This window comes from Mesorhizobium sp. A556 (assembly GCF_054489545.1).
The window spans coordinates 110,561-126,020 of record NZ_JBTMXA010000010.1 but is presented as its reverse complement, the minus strand read 5'-3'; the positions used below and the strand labels follow the sequence as shown (position 1 = coordinate 126,020).

The window sequence follows — 15,460 nt, the reverse complement described above, 5'->3', positions numbered from 1 at the left end:
ACGGAGAACGACCAGATGCAAGAGCGCCAGAACTCCCTCAAGGCAGCCGTGGTCGCCGGCCAACCGCATATCGGTATCTGGTGCTCGCTGGGCTCGGCGCTTACAACCGAGGTCGTCGCCGGGTCCGGCGCCGGCTGGCTCCTGATTGACGGCGAGCACAGCCCCAACCATCTCATCACCATCATGGGACAGTTGCAGGTCGCTGCGGCGTTTCCGTGCGAGGCGGTGGTGCGATTACCTTCCGACGACGCCAATCTCATCAAGCAGGCGATGGACATCGGCGCCCGCAGCCTCATGATCCCGAATGTCCGCGATGCTGCGCAGGCGCGAGCCATTGTCGCCGCTATGACCTACGCACCCGGCGGAATTCGCGGCTTCTCCGTCGGTCACCGCGCCAACGCCTTCGGCCGCATTGCCGGCTACCATGCTAACGCACGCGCGCAGCAGCTTCTCGCCGTCCAGATTGAGGACGAGATTGGCGTCGCCAATGCCGCAGAGATCGCGGAGGTCGACGGCGTCGACGTGCTCTTCGTCGGCCCCGGCGACCTCTCCACCAATATGGGCGCCATGGGTAATCCCAATGCCGCGCATGTGCAGGACGCTATCAACTCGGTTCAGAAGGCGGCAGTGGGTGCCGGTAAGGCGAGCGGCATCCTGGCGCCGGTCAAGGCCGATGCCGACCGCTATCTTGCTGATGGCTTCTCCATGGTTGCGGTCGGTTCGGATCTCGGTCTGCTCGCACGCGGGTCCGACGCGCTGATTGCCGCTTTCGCCCGCTGACTGAGGAACCCGTGCCATGGCGATCCCTTCCTACAAGGCTCCCGCCCGTGCCGCCTACGACATCGTCATCGTGGGGGGCGCCGTCGTCGGATCCTCAACGGCCTACTGGCTCAGCCAAGCATTGGGCAATCGCGCATCGATCCTGGTGGTAGAGCGCGACAGCAGCTACGAGTTCTCCTCGACCGCGCTCTCCACCAGCGCCATCCGCCAGCAATATTCCAATCCGATCAATGTCAAGATCAGTCAGTTCGGCATCGAGATGATCCGCAGCTTTCCGGAATTGATGGCGCCGTTCTTCCCGAACGAGCCGGCGCCCGATCTCGGCTTCCGCGAACATGGCTATCTCTATTGCTGTTCGCCCGACGGGGTGGACGCGGCGAAGGCACGGGTCGATCTGCAGCGTAGTCTTGGCGCGCACACCGTCTTTTTTGATCCCGGCCCGCTGAAGGAGCGCTTCCCCTGGCTCAACGTTGAGGATCTCGGCGGCGGCTCGTGGGGCGCGCGCGAGGAGGGTTGGTTCGATTCCATGGGCATGCTCAACGGCTTCCGGCGCGCCGCGCGTGGCTCGGGCGTCGAATATGTGGACAACGCCGTGGTCGGCCTCGACCTGGCGGACGGCCGAGTCACGGCGGCAAGATTTGCGACCGGCGAGACGATTTCATGCGGGACGCTGGTGAACGCGGCCGGGCCGCGGGCGCAGCAGGTCGCTGCCATGGCCGGCCTGTCTATTCCGGTCGCGCCCTACAAACGCTACAGCTTTGTCTTTTCCAGCGCCACGCCGATTCCCGGCCGGATGCCCAATGTCATCGATCTTTCCGGCACCTTCGTGCGGCCTGAGGGCGAACTGTTTCTCACCGGCAACACGCCGCAGAACGATGGGCCGGCCGACTATGACGACTTTGAAATGCATCACGAGGAGTTCGACGATTATATCTGGCCGGCGCTCTGGCATCGCATTCCAGCTTTCGACGCGTTGAAGGTCCAGACCTGCTGGACCGGGCACTATGAATACAACATGCTCGACCACAACGGCATCGTTGGCTTCCACCCCGAAGTGACCAATTTCATGTTTGCCAACGGTTTCTCTGGGCATGGTCTTCAGCAATCGCCAGCCGTCGGCAGAGCCGTGTCGGAATTGATCGTCCACGGAGCCTTCCAGACGCTCAATCTCTCGCCGTTCGGCTATGAGCGCATACCGCGCAAAGAACCATTTCTCGAAGAAGCGGTGATCTGAGCCGTTGCCCGAAGGTAGCTTTCTAGAGGCGGCTGAATGGCGGGAAGCTGACTTCATGACGAATCAAATATGACTATTCGAAACCGTACACTACCAATCAGCGTTCATGTTTTGTGCTTGAAACGTCGCATAAGTTGCAGTGTGGAACTGTTGGTTGCGGAGCCATCTCGACGGTCTTTGACGGCGCATCTAGCTGGAAAGTCGGTTGCACGAATGTAGCCGTATCTTGCAAACGCTGGTTGATATGGAAGGCCTCTTCCGACCGCAAGCCGGACGTTTCTCTCGATCTCCTGACGGCTGGCTGTCAGGAAGACTGTGTTAAACTTCCGTCGTCTGCCGAAGAACGAAAGGGCTTTGATAATGACGATATCGCCGTTTCTCGTCGCCCTCGGATCCGAAAGTCCGCCGCCGGCCCGGGCAAAAGACATGGAGCTTTATGGGTGGCTGATTGGAAGCTGGGAGATGGACACGGTCCACCACCTGAACGACGGGACAACCCAGGAATCAACGGGGGAAATCCACTTCGACTGGGTGCTGGAAGGCCGCGCGATCCAGGACATCTGGATCAGGCCCAGACGGCCTTCGCCGCCCACCATGTATGGCACGACCTTGCGCATCTTCGATCCCGTGATCGATGGCTGGCACATCATCTGGAGCGACCCCCTCAACCAGGACTACTCGCGCCAGATCGGCAGGGCCGAGGGCAGGGACATTGTCCAGATCGGCGAGGATTTGCGCGGCCTCAAAGCTCGATGGCGTTTTACCGAAATCACCGCCGACAGCTTCCATTGGATCGGCGAGGAAAGAGCGTCTGACAGCGACCCGTGGCAAATCACCTATGAGCATTTTGCCCGCAGAACCAGTCCTTGATACTTTGGGCCAATCAAACAGAAAGCGGCCCTTCTTCCTCCCACCCCATCATCACCATTTCGACCCACTGCCCGACAAACGGGTGTTTGTCGGGCAGTGGGCAGATGACCGCTGTCGACCCCATTTCGGGCATCAAAGCTCTCAGTGCACACGCCTGAAAGTGGCCATTGAAACTGGTTGGGTGCCAGAGCGTTCTGTTCGTGTTGGGGTAGGAGAAAATATGTTCGATGGATTCAAGCTGCAGCAAATCAAGCTTCCGGAGGCCGTGCTTCGAGTGCGGGTTGGTGGCAAAGGGGAGCCGCTTCTACTGTTGCATGGTCATCCTCGGACACATGCAACATGGCACCGTGTAGCTCCAATCCTGGCCGAGCAGTACACCGTTGTATGCCCGGACCTGCGTGGCTTCGGCCAATCCTCCAAGCCTATAGATACACCCGATCACGCTGGTTCATCGAAGCGAGCTAAAGCAAGAGACTGCGTTGCACTTATGAGCCATCTTGGTTTTGATCGCTTCGGACTCGTCGGGCACGATAGAGGATCTTATACGGCCTTTCGAACTGCGATGGACTACCCGGCGTCAGTCAGTAGTCTAGCAATCTTAGACGGCATTCCGATTGCGGATGCTCTCGCACGGTGCGACGCTCGCTTCGCTTCTGCTTGGTGGCATTGGTTCTTTTTCGCCCAAGCAGAGAAGCCAGAGCGGTCGATCCTAGCTGATCCGGACGCGTGGTACGGTGGCAATCCAGAGCTGATGGGCGCGGAGGGTTACGCTGACTTTCGTGCCGCGATCCATGACCCGGCAACGGTTCATGGAATGATCGAAGACTATCGGGCAGGGCTAGTCGTTGATCGCCAGCACGACGAAGATGATAGAGCTGCTGGTCGCAAACTCGCTTGCCCTTTGCTTGTGCTTTGGTCGGCGCGGGACGATCTGGAAGATCTCTTTGGCGATATTCTTGACATCTGGGGTGGATGGGCGAGCAACGTCAGTGGTCGGAGCATCGACTGCGGGCACCATATGGCAGAAGAAGCTCCCGAGGAGTTGGCCATCGAGCTGGGCGCATTTTTCCAAGCAACTAGGGTGAGGTGAGAGCGGCGGTGCAAAAACCTACCACGGTAACGGCGGGATAATCTCGCCGTAGGGGCGGAGTAAAATCCGGCCACCTATTTTCCTTCTGCGACACGAGCAGGAGGGTTGGGGATCTATACCGTGGAATTATATCTGAAGGTTCGTCTGGCTTGCTCGGAAGGGATGAGCCGACGTCAGGCTGCAGACACGCTAAGGTCGAAAGAAACATGAACCACTGGTTGGCACGCTCCGCTCAAATTACGAACCCTGCAACACAGCCGTCAGCGTGGGGTGCTGACGTTCAGCGTGAAGTGATCAACCGAAAATCTTGCCCGTCCTGAAGCTTGGCAAGATCGTCCCGCGTCGTTTCCGAGTGATTGACGTAGAGCCGGTCCACGAAATTCGCGATATCGGAGGCTTCGTCTTCCGGCATTCTCGCGTCGGTGTTGGTCGAAATCATTCCCATCGATTCTCAAGTTCTAAGTCTCGCCCCCTCCGGATCAAAGGGCGGTCGTGCAAGGATGGTGGCGTCGTGGGGACGGCCGAGAATGGCGACGCTCACTTTGTCACCTGGCTTCGCCATGCCGGTTTTGATGTAGCAGAGCGCGAGCGACATGCCGACGGTGTAGCCGTAGGCACCGGAGGAGACCTGGCCGATCGGCGTACCGTCGAGGAGAAAGATCGGTTCACCACCGGTCGCATCGGCATTCTTTGCGTCGATCGATACAATGGCGATCGTCTGCCTCGGGCTCTCTCCGGCAATGGTCTGATAGGCTTCTTTGTTCAGGAAGGAGCCCTTTTCGAGCTTGATCAGCCGGTCGAGGCCGCATTCCTGCGGCCAATACTCCGGCGAGTATTCGCGGCTCCAACTGCCGTAGCCTTTTTCTATGCGCAAGGAGGCAAGCGCCCGCGAACCGACGGGACCTGCGCCTAGGTCCTTTCCGGCCTCCAACAAGGCGCCGTATAGCGCGACCTGTTGATCGGCGTCGCAATAGAGTTCCCAACCGAGATCGCCGGTAAACGAAACGCGGAGCGAGACAAGATCTACGCCGGCAACGCTCATTCTGCGCGACCGCATGAACGGGAAGCTCTCGTTAGAAATGTCCTCGTTCGTCAGGCGCATCAGCAGTTCCCGCGATTTCGGACCGGCGATGTTGAAGGCGCAAAGACGCTCGGTCATTGAGGCAAAGGTGGTCTCCTCGGGGAGGGAGACCGCCTTGAAGAAGCGCTGGTGGTAGCGCTCGGCCATGCCGGAACCGAAAATCATGAAATCGTCTTCGGCCAACTTGGTGACGGTGAAGTCACCGGCAATTCCCCCACGCTTGCCGATGAGCGGCGTCAGGCATGAGCGGCCAACCTGCGTCGGCATGCGGTTGGCGAACATCGCATTGAGCCAGTCTGCGGCGCCTGGTCCTTTCACCGCATATTTGGCGAAGTTGGAAATGTCGATGATGCCAGCATTCTCGCGCAGCATTCGCGCCTCGCGGCCGACCGGCGCCCACCAGTTCTGGCGGGTGAAGCCGATCGATTCCGCTTCGGGTTCGCCATCGGCCGAGAACCACAGGGGATGCTCCCAGCCGAAATTGAGGCCAAAGACCGCGCCCATCGCCTTCTGTTTTTCGTAGGCGGGCCGGGTGCGGACCGGGCGCCCGGCTGCGCGCTCCTCGTTTGGGAAGTGAATCTTGAAACGATGGCTGTATTGGTCCTGCACCCGCGCCTTCGTGAAGGACTTGCCGGCCCAATGGCCGAAGCGGGCCATGTCCCAGCCGAACATATCCAGCGACGGCTCGCCCTCTATCATCCACTCCGCAGCGAGCTTGCCCATGCCGCCGGATTGCGAGAAACCTGGTATGATGCCGTTGCAACAGAAGTAATTCGTCATTTCCGGCACAGGGCCCAAAAGGACCGCGCTGTCGGGCGACCAGATCATTGGCCCGTTGATCACGCGCTTGATGCCCGCCCTTCCCACGACCGGCACGCGGTCGATGGCGCGCATCATGTTCTCCTCAATGCGGTCAAGGTCATCGGGGAAGAGTTCGTGCCCGAAGTCGGGTGGCGTGCCGTCCTCGGCCCAGAACCGCATGTCGCGTTCATAGGCGCCGATCAGCAGGCCGAGCCCCTCCTGTCGCAGATAATATTCGCCGTCGCGGTCGGCGACGGAGGGAAGGCGGCGGGAGAGGCCTGCAATTTCCGGGATCGTCTCAGTGACGAAATACTGATGCTCAGTCGGTATCAACGGAAGCTCGAGCCCAGCCATGGCGGCCACTTCCCGGCCCCAAAGACCGGCGGCATTGACAATCCATTGGGCGCGGATGTCGCCCTTCGGCGTGCGCACGATCCAGCTGCCGTCCGGCTGCGCCTCCGTGCCCGTGACCGGCGTGAAGCGGTGGATTTCGGCGCCTCGCTGGCGCGCGCCCGCCGCATATGCCATCGTCACGCCGGACGGATCGACATTGCCGCCCTCGGGTTCGTACATGATGCAGCGGATGCCATCGAAGTTGACCAGCGGATGCAGGCGCTCCGCCTCGTCGCGGCCGACTTCGTAGAAGTTCATGTTGTAGCGGCGTGCCTTGGCCTCCTGGAGCCTGAGCTGGTGCTCGCGCGCCTCGGTCTGCGCAAGATAAAGCGAGCCCGGCTGGAAGATGCCGCAGCCTTGCCCTGTCTCTACCTCCAGTTCTTTGTAGAGTGCCATAGTGTAATGCTGGAGCAGGCTGATATTGGTGGAGTCGTGAAGACCATGGATATTGGCCGCCGCATGCCAGGTCGAACCCGATGTCAGTTCGCTGCGCTCCAGAAGCACGACGTCGGACCAGCCGAGCTTGGTAAGATGGTAGAGAATGGAACAACCGATGAGACCGCCGCCGATGACGACTGCTTGAGCGTGGGAGCGCATATAATTCTAGCCTTGAACTGATGACCTCTGCCGCGGCGACCCTGCGCCGACCAGCCTCAGTTTAGGGATGGGCCGTTTCTTCCAAAAGGTGGCGAGAGCGGAAAAGCGGCCTCTTTCCACACGAGATGGGCAAATAAAACGAGGTCATTGATCCCGCAATTTTCGCTTGTTGCCGGAGCGCGCTCCGCTACTGTGACGTCGGCCCACCATGGCATCGAGCCCGTCAGCCGATCACTATTTGGGCTTCCGAAACGATCCAGTCGCGCACCTTGGCGACGGTCGTTCCCTTCGAGGCCGGCCCCTCGGCGAGATAATAGTTCCACGCGCTCTTGGCGCGAGTCGGGAACGGCTCGACGAGCAGGTCACGATCGACATAGATGCGGGCGAGCGACTGGGTGGTCACGATGCAGCCGGCGCCGTTTGCCGCCAGTTCCAGCGCAATATTGGTGGAATTGGTGGAAAGCCGCCTGTCGTTTGCCGAAGCATCTATGCCAAGCGCATCGGCCATGTCCTGCCAGAATTCCTGGCGCCCGTGCACTGCGATCCAGTTGGACTTCAAAACGTCTTCCGGCGTCCTGATCGCATTCTGACCCTGCACGAACTGGGGCGCGCAGAGCAGGACAAGCCGATCGTTCCACAATTGCATGCCGTCTGTCGGAATATTGTCGAAGCGGCGGATCGAAATGAGGATATCGGCGATCTGCTCCGTCGAATCCTCCCAGATCGTGCCATGCAGGAGGATCTCCACGTCGGGGTGTTTTCGGCTGAAGCCGGCAACGCATCTGGCAAGCCAGTTCTCGGCAAGGCTGGTGGGGCAGGAGATGACGACAGTTTTGTTGCGGGCCGATGCGAGAACGGCTTCCGTCGCGAAATCGATCTGGTTCAGCCCCTGGCGCAGCGTGGGAAGAAAGGCCTCTCCTATTTCCGTCAACTTGAGGCTGCGCGAATAGCGGATGAAGAGCTGGCGCCCGAGATACTGTTCGAGCGCGCGCACATGGGTGCTGATCGCGGCCTGCGTGTAGCCCAGTTCATTTGCCGCCTCCGTGAAGCTCAAATGCCGGGCAGAGCACTCGAAGGAGCGGATGTAGTTCAATGGCGGCGGTGGCTTCATTCCGGATCCCCTTTTTTCCGAGGCTAATCCGGCCGGTCCGCGGTGCGCAAGACGCAGATAAGTCATGACGTCGTTTTTCTTGGTCATTGCCGCCGAACTTATCGTGTGAAGAATGGGGTGGGATTGGCCATAGTTTCAGTGAGGCGGAACATAAAAAAAGACGCGTGCCCAATGCCGGGATCTTCGTTATCCCGGATGGCGGATCGCATGAAAGATAGTTCTCGATGAGTGACAGACGCGGCGGCGGTCGGCGATCGCGGGCAAGTCGGGGCGGCGGCGGTATTTCGCAGTTGCCGTGGCAGGAGGTGTCCAACACCTACCCGCCGACGCAGCTTCTCGACGAGGAGCGTATCGATGCGCTTCATCGCAATTCGATGCGCATTCTCTCCGAGATAGGTATCCGCGTCATGAGCGAAAAGGCGATGACGCTGTTCGAGAAGGCAGGCGCCATCATCGATCGCGACAACCTGACGATCCGCATCGACGAATCCATTGTCGATGCGGCGCTGGCTACCACGCCATCCTTCTTCACGCTCACCAGCCGCAACCCGTCTAAACGCCTGACGATCGGCGGCAACACGATGGCCTTCGGTCTTGTCGCTGGGCCGCCGAACGTGCACGACCGGATCAACGGCCGGCGGCAGGGCAACATGGCCGACTACCAGAATTTCACGCGGCTGGCCCATTACTTCAACGCGATCCATATCCTTGGAAACCAGGTCTGCGCGCCAATCGAACTGCCGGCCAATTCGCGGCACCTCGATACCTATAATGCAAATATCGTGCTCAGCGATCTGTGTTACCACTGCACGGCCATCGGCCGGGGCCGCGCCGTGGACGGTATCAACATGATGGCGATCGCGCGCGGCATCAGCGTCGAGGAGATGCGCCATTCCCCTGGCGTCATCACGATCATCTCCGTCAACTCGCCGAGGCTCTTCGATGATGCAATGGCGGACGGGCTCATCGCCATGGCCGAGCACGGGCAACCGGTGACCATTACGCCGTTCACGCTCATGGGTGCGATGACGCCGGTGACGCTTGCGGCTGCGCTCTGCCAGCAGAATGCCGAGGCGCTGTTCGGCGTGACACTGGCTCAGCTCGTCAATCCGGGCACGCCGGTCATGTACGGTGCATTCACATCCAACGTCGACATGCGCTCCGGCGCACCCGCCTTCGGCACGCCGGAGAACGCCAAGGCGAACATTATCGCAGGCCAGCTCGCGCGGCGCTACAAGCTTCCCTATCGCACGTCGAACGCCAATGCCTCCAACGTCGTCGATCTTCAGGCGGCCTACGAGACGGGAATGGCGACCTGGGGGGCGGTGCTTGGCGGCGCGAACCTCATCTATCACGCAGCCGGATGGCTCGAAGGCGGGCTGACGGCGTCATACGAAAAACTCGTGCTCGACGTCGAGATCCTGCAGAACATGATGAGTTTCCTCGAGCCCATGCCCTTCTCCGAGGACGATCTTGGTTTTGAAGCCATCAAGTCGGTGCCTGCCGGCGGACATTTTTTCGGTTCCGAGCACACGATTGCGCGGTACGAGACGGCCTTCTACCAACCGATACTTTCAAACTGGCAGAACTATGGAAGCTGGCAGGAGGCGGGCGGACGCAATGCGCTGGAGCGTGCGACCGACGTTTGGCAGCAGGCCTTGCGGGAATACCAAGAGCCGGCCCTCGACCAGGCCGTTCGGGAGGAACTGGATGCCTATATCGTGAGGCGGCGCGCGGAGATCGGGGCGGGCGAGCCCTGAGGGGACGCGCGGTCTTCCAGGATCGCTTCCGCGTTTTGGGTTCTGATTTGCACGCGCGTCGTCACCGCAAGCCCGCTGCACGGGTTTGCGCGACATGCTCCGGAGGAGATGACGGTGAAGGATACGCACGAAATCCGCTTTGCGGTTCTAATGTTTCCGAACTTCCCGCTGATGGCGTTCAGTTCCATCATCGAACCCCTGCGGGCGGCGAATACGCTGTCGGGCAAACGCTGCTATTCCTGGATAACCGTTGCGGCCGGCGAGAAGATCAAGGCCTCGAACGGCATCGGCATAGAGCCGGACCATCACGTGCGCAATGCACCCGAGGTCGACCGCATCGTCGTGTGTTCCGGCGGTGATGCAGAACACCTCGTTGCCGAGGAGGAGATGGCATGGATCCGGAGGAACCTCCGGTCCGGCGCGCAACTCGGCGCTGTCGCCGATGCGGCTTTTTTCCTCGCGCGCAAGGGACTGCTCGACGGTCATGCCTGCACGCTCCATTGGACCAGCCAGCCGGCATTCAAGGAGGCTTTTCCGCATCTCGACATGCGCACGGATCTCTATGTTATGGATCGCCGCCGCTTCACATCGGTCGGCGGCGTCGGCAGCCTGGACATGATGCTGGAGATGATCGGCCGCGACTTCGGGACTGAACTCGCGGGCGGCGTCGCCGGCTGGTACATGCACAGTCCGCTACGGCGAGATGCGGACCGCCGGATGCTGACATTGCGAATCCGCAGCGGCATTCGCGACGACCTCGTGCTCTCCGCCGTCGCCATGATGGAAGACGCCATCGAGGACGTGCTGCGCATGAACGACCTGGCTAACCGCCTGTGTGTCTCGTCCGACAAGCTCGAGCGCTCCTTCAAGTCCGAACTCGGCATGCCGCCCAACGCCTACTATCGCAATCTCAGGCTCCGACGCGCGGCAGACATGCTGACGCATTCGAGCCTTCCGGTGAACGAAGTCGCCGTCGCCTGCGGTTTCGAGAACGCGGCGAACTTCTCCCGTGCCTTCAGGCAGCAATTCGGCTACGTGCCGCACAGCGTGCGCCGCCGCGTCTCGCGCGCCGGCGAGGCACCACGCGCAGTGGCGGGGATGAAATAATGAGCGGGTGCGGATTCGAGCATAGAAATTGCGGAATTCGCGCAACTGCATGCCGTGACCATTCTCCATCCTGCTGGAAAAGGAGAGCGCCATGAGCATTGTTGTATTTGATCCCGACAGCGTCGAAGATGTGGATTTCAAGGACCGGATGCGTCATCCGGCGGCGGCCGATCCGTCCGGAGGCATGTGGCTTTCGGACACGGAACCATCGTTCATCGATACGAATGCGCTGCGCAAGGGGCGGCTGAACAAGCTCCGCGACTGGATGCGCACGGCCGGTTATGGAGCCGTGATCCTCTTCGATCCTTTCAATCAGCGCTACGCGACGGGATCGCGCAACATGTTCGGCTACTTCCTGCGCAATTCCACGCGCTATTTCTTCATTCCCACCGAAGGCCCGATCGTCCTGTTCGAGTATCCGCAGAGCTACCACGTTTCGATGGTCCTCGACACGGTGGATGAGGCGCGTCCCTCCAAGCTCGTCTGGTCGTCGGTATCCGGCAAGGACGACGAGACTGCCGGCCCGTTCGCCGACGAAATCACCGAATTGCTGAAGCAGCACGGCGGCGGGTCGATGAAGCTTGGCATGGACCGCTGCAGCCATCTGCAAGCTCTCGCCCTCGAAAAGCGTGGTTGCGAGGTAAAAGACTGCCAGGGCGAAATCCTTGCCGTCAGAGCTGTCAAGACGCCGGAAGAGGTCAAGTGCCTTCAGGTTTCGATGGCCGGCGCCGAAGCGGCGGTTTACGCCGTTCGCGAGGCGATCAAGCCGGGCGTCTCAGAAACCGAACTGTTCGCGATTATGTATCACGAGGTCATCCGGCAGGGCGGCGAGTTTATCGAGACGCGCCTTCTGAGTTCCGGCCAACGCACTAATCCCTGGTTCAACGAGGCGAGCGGCCGCAAGATCAGGCCGGGGGAACTGGTCGCGCTCGATACCGATACGATCGGCTGCTACGGCTATTACTCCGATTTCTCGCGCACCTTCCGCTGCGGTCCAGGCAATCCGTCATCCTACCAGAAGTCCCTCTACCGGATGGCCTATGAGCAGGTTCAGCACAATATGGACCTCGTCAAGCCGGGCATGGCCTTCCGTGAGATCGCCGAAAAGGCGTGGAAGATACCCGACCGCTTTGTCGACCAGCGGTATACGTCCGTTATGCACGGGGTCGGCATGCACGGCGAAACACCCTTCATCGCGCATGCGATCGACTACGATACGTATGGGCGGGACGGTCACATCGTGCCGGGCATGGTGATCTCCGTCGAAAGCTATATCGGCGAGAAGGGTGGGCGCGAGGGCGTGAAACTTGAAGACGAGATCCTCATCACGGAAAACGGCACGGAGCTGCTGTCGCGCTTTCCCTATGAGGATGAATTCCTGAGCGGGGAGATTTGATGAAGAAACCGTTGCGGATCGAGCGTGCGAAGGTTGCGAGCCTTTTCATCGACCTCCAGGAGGAGCATCGTCATGACGAGCGTTCTCTCGTCGAAGGGTACGACACGATCCTTCGCAATGCCGCCCGCCTGCAGGAAGCCGCGCGCCGCAACGGCATCCCCGTCCTGCATTGCGCCTATGTCGTCGATCTCGCCGACCATGCCCGCCCGTTCCATCCGCTCGGGCCGGACGGTCGCTCCGCGTTCAGCGACAAGGACGATCCGCTGACCGCGATCTGTCCCGAGGTCGCTCCGCGCGCTTCGGAGCGGGTGCTTGTCAAGAACGAAGCGAGCGCCTTCGGTAAAAGCCCGCTGATTAGCGAACTGCGGGATGCCGGCGTGGAATGGCTGGTGATTGCCGGTGTCTGGACCGAAGCCTGTATCGACGCGACCGTGAAGGATGCGATCACCCTTGGCCTGCGTGTGCTGCTCGTCAAGGACGCCTGCGGCAGCGGCGGTCTCGCGATGCACCAGACGGGCATTCTCAATCTTGCGAACCGCCTTTACGGTGGCGCGGTCGTCGATACGCGGGCCGCGTGCGTTCTGCTGGAGGGAGACACCGTCGAGGCGTGGCAGATCGAGGGATTCGTGCCCCTGCGCTTCACCTTCGAGAATACCGTCACCCTGTATGCGGAACTCTAGGCGGAGAAAGGCAGGCCATAACGCATGGAGATCATCCGGTTCATCATCGACAATCTGGACATTATCGGCGCGCGGACGATCGAGCACATTTCGATCGTCTTCCTGGCGGTCGGGATCGCTATCGCGACGGCGGTGCCGATCGGGATTGCCATCACGCAGTCGAAGAGCACGGCGGATACGGTTCTCTATCTTGCATCGATGATGATCACGATTCCCTCGATCGCACTGTTCGGTCTGATGATCCCGCTGCTGTCACCGGTCGGACACGGCATCGGCTATGTCCCAGCAGTCGTGGCCGTCGTTCTCTATTCGCAGCTCCCTATCATCCGAAATACCTACACGGCGATCACCAACGTCGATCCGGCGCTGCGCGAGGCCGCGAAGGGGATGGGAATGAGCACCTGGCAACGTCTTAGGCAGGTCGAAATCCCGCTCGCAATTCCAGTCATCATGGCCGGCGTACGTACCGCCGTCGTCATGAATATCGGTGTGACGGCGATTGCGGCCTATATCGGCGCGGGCGGCCTCGGCACCTTCATTTCGCGGGGTATCAGCCAATCCGATCCCCGCCAGCTGGTGACCGGCGCCTTGGCGGTCTCGCTGCTGGCGATCGCCGCCGACCTCTTCCTCGCGCTGGTACAGCGCCTTCTCACCTCACGCGGTATCCAGGGGGACGCTACGCAATGATCCGGCTCGAGAACCTGACGAAACACTACGGCCCGGCGCACAATCCTTTGGTAGCGGTCGACAATATCAGCCTCGATCTTCCCACCGGCGAAATCTGCGTGCTGCTGGGCCCCTCGGGCTGCGGCAAGACGACGACGATGAAGATGATAAACCAGCTGGTCCGGCCGACCGGCGGCAAGGTGTTCATCGACGGCAAGGATACCAGCGCCATCGATCCGATCGAGCTTCGGCGATCCATCGGCTACGTGATCCAGCAGATCGGCCTGTTTCCGAACAAGACGGTCGAGGAGAACATCTGCGTCGTGCCCGACCTTCTCGGCTGGGATCGCCGGAAATCGCGGGCCCGCGCGCAGGAACTCCTGGAGCTCGTGGGACTTCAGCCCGACCTCTTTCTCAAACGCTATCCGATGGAGCTTTCGGGCGGCCAGCAGCAGCGCGTCGGCGTCCTGCGCGCGCTGGCGGCCGATCCGCCGGTCATGCTGATGGACGAGCCATTTGGTGCGATCGATCCCATCAACCGCGAAGTCATTCAGGAAGAATTCCTGAAAATGCAGCGGGCGATCCGCAAGACGATCATCTTCGTCTCGCACGATCTCGACGAGGCGGTGAAGATGGCAGACAAGATTGCGATCTTTCGCAGCGGCAAACTCGAGCAGTATGCCGCGCCCGATGATCTTCTCGCACGTCCCGCCAACAGCTTCATCGAGGATTTCCTTGGCTCCGACCGGGCGCTGAAGCGCCTCAGGCTCATCTCGGTGCGCGACGCCATGGAGACCGATTTCATCACGGTCCTGGCTTCGGATTCCATCGAGGACGCCGTCCGGTGCATGCGCGCGTCGCGCAGTGCTGCCGCCTTTGTCCTTAATGCGGACGGCGATCCGCAATTCGTCCTGGGCGAGCAGGTGGCGGACGATCGCTCCGGCACCGTCGGCGACCATGCGGAGCCGGTGAAGTGCACGGTGCCGTCGACCGGCGACCTCCGGCAGGCGGTATCGTTGATGTTCGCCCACGACATGCTGGTGCTGCCCTGCATCGACGAAGGCGGCCGGATGGCCGGCGTGATGAGCTATCGCTCCATCGTTCACAATCTCGGCCACGGGGAGAGCGCATGAGTGCTTCCGTTGCCGTAGCCGCACCCCAGAAAGGCCGCTGTCTCGCGGTCGCACCGGTCCTCGCCCTGGTCGTGCTGGCCGGGGTGATCGTCTGGCTGTGGGCGAGCGGCATGGCAGAGGAGATTCTTGCCTATTCCGACGACATTTCCTATCTCGCCATGCAGCATCTGGAACTAGTCGCCTGGGCGGGGGGACTGGCTATACTCACGGCCGTGCCGGTAGGCATCGTGCTTTCCCGGCCGGCTTTCCGCTCTGCTTCCGAGGCGGTGATGCAGGTCTTCAATATCGGCAGCACCGTGCCGACGCTGGCGATTCTCGCGCTTTCCATGACGATGCTCGGCATCGGGACGGTTCCCGCGGTGTTCGGTCTCTGGGCCGCCACCCTTCTTCCGATCGTCCGCAACACCTATGCGGGCCTGCACGCCGTCCCGCCTCACCTTGTGGAGGCGGCGACCGGCATGGGCATGACGCCGCGGCAGGTCTTGTGGCGCGTTGAACTTCCAAACGCCCTCTTCGTGATGTTCGGCGGCATCCGCACGGCACTCGCGATCTGCGTCGGCTCGGCGCCGCTGGTCTTTCTGATCGGCGCGGGCGGGCTTGGCGAACTGATCTTCACCGGGATCGCACTGGACGAACTCCCGATGATGATGGCCGGGGCGATACCCACGGCACTGATAGCGGTCGCGGTCGATTTCGTCTTCGGCCAGATCCAGTACCACCTCGTTCCACGGGGCATAAACCCACTACGATAACAAAAAAGA

The 15,460-nt window shown here is 61.0% G+C and carries 14 protein-coding genes; 11 read left to right on the top strand and 3 right to left on the bottom strand.

Going from position 1 to position 15,460, the window contains the following annotated elements:
• The first annotated feature begins 15 nt into the window (after positions 1-15).
• The 4 genes from ACX3P0_RS18895 to ACX3P0_RS18880 all read left to right on the top strand — a co-directional run bounded on the left by ACX3P0_RS18895 (position 16) and on the right by ACX3P0_RS18880 (position 3,974).
• Positions 16-780 carry an HpcH/HpaI aldolase family protein gene (locus ACX3P0_RS18895; RefSeq protein ID WP_459090866.1) on the top strand — a complete coding sequence of 255 codons (765 nt, stop codon included), beginning with the start codon at positions 16-18 and terminating at the stop codon, positions 778-780.
• 16 nt (positions 781-796) lie between these two features.
• Positions 797-2,014 (top strand): NAD(P)/FAD-dependent oxidoreductase, encoded by a 1,218-nt coding sequence (locus tag ACX3P0_RS18890; RefSeq protein ID WP_459090864.1) that lies wholly within the window; start codon positions 797-799, stop codon positions 2,012-2,014.
• 426 nt (positions 2,015-2,440) lie between these two features.
• Positions 2,441-2,884 (top strand): hypothetical protein, encoded by a 444-nt coding sequence (locus ACX3P0_RS18885; RefSeq protein WP_459090862.1) that lies wholly within the window; start codon positions 2,441-2,443, stop codon positions 2,882-2,884.
• Between the two features lie 220 nt (positions 2,885-3,104).
• Positions 3,105-3,974: an alpha/beta fold hydrolase gene (locus ACX3P0_RS18880; protein ID WP_459090860.1), complete on the top strand. Its 870-nt coding sequence runs from the start codon at positions 3,105-3,107 to the stop codon at positions 3,972-3,974.
• Between the two features lie 280 nt (positions 3,975-4,254).
• Here the strand turns inward: ACX3P0_RS18880 and ACX3P0_RS18875 are convergent, their stop codons facing one another.
• The 3 genes from ACX3P0_RS18875 to ACX3P0_RS18865 form a co-directional block, all read right to left on the bottom strand.
• Positions 4,255-4,419, bottom strand: coding sequence for a hypothetical protein (locus tag ACX3P0_RS18875; protein WP_459090858.1), 165 nt, complete (start codon positions 4,417-4,419; stop codon positions 4,255-4,257).
• Positions 4,420-4,425: 6 nt separating this feature from the next.
• Positions 4,426-6,846, bottom strand: a complete 2,421-nt coding sequence (locus ACX3P0_RS18870; RefSeq protein ID WP_459090856.1) for a GcvT family protein — start codon at positions 6,844-6,846, stop codon at positions 4,426-4,428.
• Positions 6,847-7,069: 223 nt separating this feature from the next.
• Complete coding sequence (locus tag ACX3P0_RS18865) at positions 7,070-7,957, bottom strand: LysR substrate-binding domain-containing protein (protein WP_459090854.1); 888 nt, start codon at positions 7,955-7,957, stop codon at positions 7,070-7,072.
• Positions 7,958-8,181: 224 nt separating this feature from the next.
• Between ACX3P0_RS18865 and ACX3P0_RS18860 the strand changes: the two genes are divergently transcribed.
• The 7 genes from ACX3P0_RS18860 (at position 8,182) to ACX3P0_RS18830 (ending at position 15,451) form a co-directional block, all read left to right on the top strand.
• Positions 8,182-9,717: a trimethylamine methyltransferase family protein gene (locus tag ACX3P0_RS18860; protein WP_459090852.1), complete on the top strand. Its 1,536-nt coding sequence runs from the start codon at positions 8,182-8,184 to the stop codon at positions 9,715-9,717.
• Positions 9,718-9,831: 114 nt separating this feature from the next.
• Positions 9,832-10,824 (top strand): GlxA family transcriptional regulator, encoded by a 993-nt coding sequence (locus tag ACX3P0_RS18855; RefSeq protein WP_459090850.1) that lies wholly within the window; start codon positions 9,832-9,834, stop codon positions 10,822-10,824.
• A gap of 91 nt (positions 10,825-10,915) precedes the next feature.
• Positions 10,916-12,220 carry a M24 family metallopeptidase gene (locus ACX3P0_RS18850; protein WP_459090848.1) on the top strand — a complete coding sequence of 435 codons (1,305 nt, stop codon included), beginning with the start codon at positions 10,916-10,918 and terminating at the stop codon, positions 12,218-12,220.
• On the top strand, positions 12,220-12,900 hold the full coding sequence (locus tag ACX3P0_RS18845; RefSeq protein ID WP_459090846.1) for an isochorismatase family protein: 681 nt from the start codon (positions 12,220-12,222) through the stop codon (positions 12,898-12,900). Before ACX3P0_RS18850 ends, ACX3P0_RS18845 begins: the two co-directional genes overlap by 1 nt.
• Positions 12,901-12,924: 24 nt before the next feature.
• Positions 12,925-13,587 carry an ABC transporter permease gene (locus tag ACX3P0_RS18840; RefSeq protein WP_459090844.1) on the top strand — a complete coding sequence of 221 codons (663 nt, stop codon included), beginning with the start codon at positions 12,925-12,927 and terminating at the stop codon, positions 13,585-13,587.
• Complete coding sequence (locus tag ACX3P0_RS18835; RefSeq protein ID WP_459090842.1) at positions 13,584-14,699, top strand: ABC transporter ATP-binding protein; 1,116 nt, start codon at positions 13,584-13,586, stop codon at positions 14,697-14,699. Before ACX3P0_RS18840 ends, ACX3P0_RS18835 begins: the two co-directional genes overlap by 4 nt.
• The gene (locus tag ACX3P0_RS18830) at positions 14,696-15,451 is read left to right on the top strand and encodes an ABC transporter permease (RefSeq protein WP_459090840.1); all 756 of its coding nucleotides are present in this window, start codon (positions 14,696-14,698) and stop codon (positions 15,449-15,451) included. Before ACX3P0_RS18835 ends, ACX3P0_RS18830 begins: the two co-directional genes overlap by 4 nt.
• Positions 15,452-15,460 lie beyond the last annotated feature (9 nt).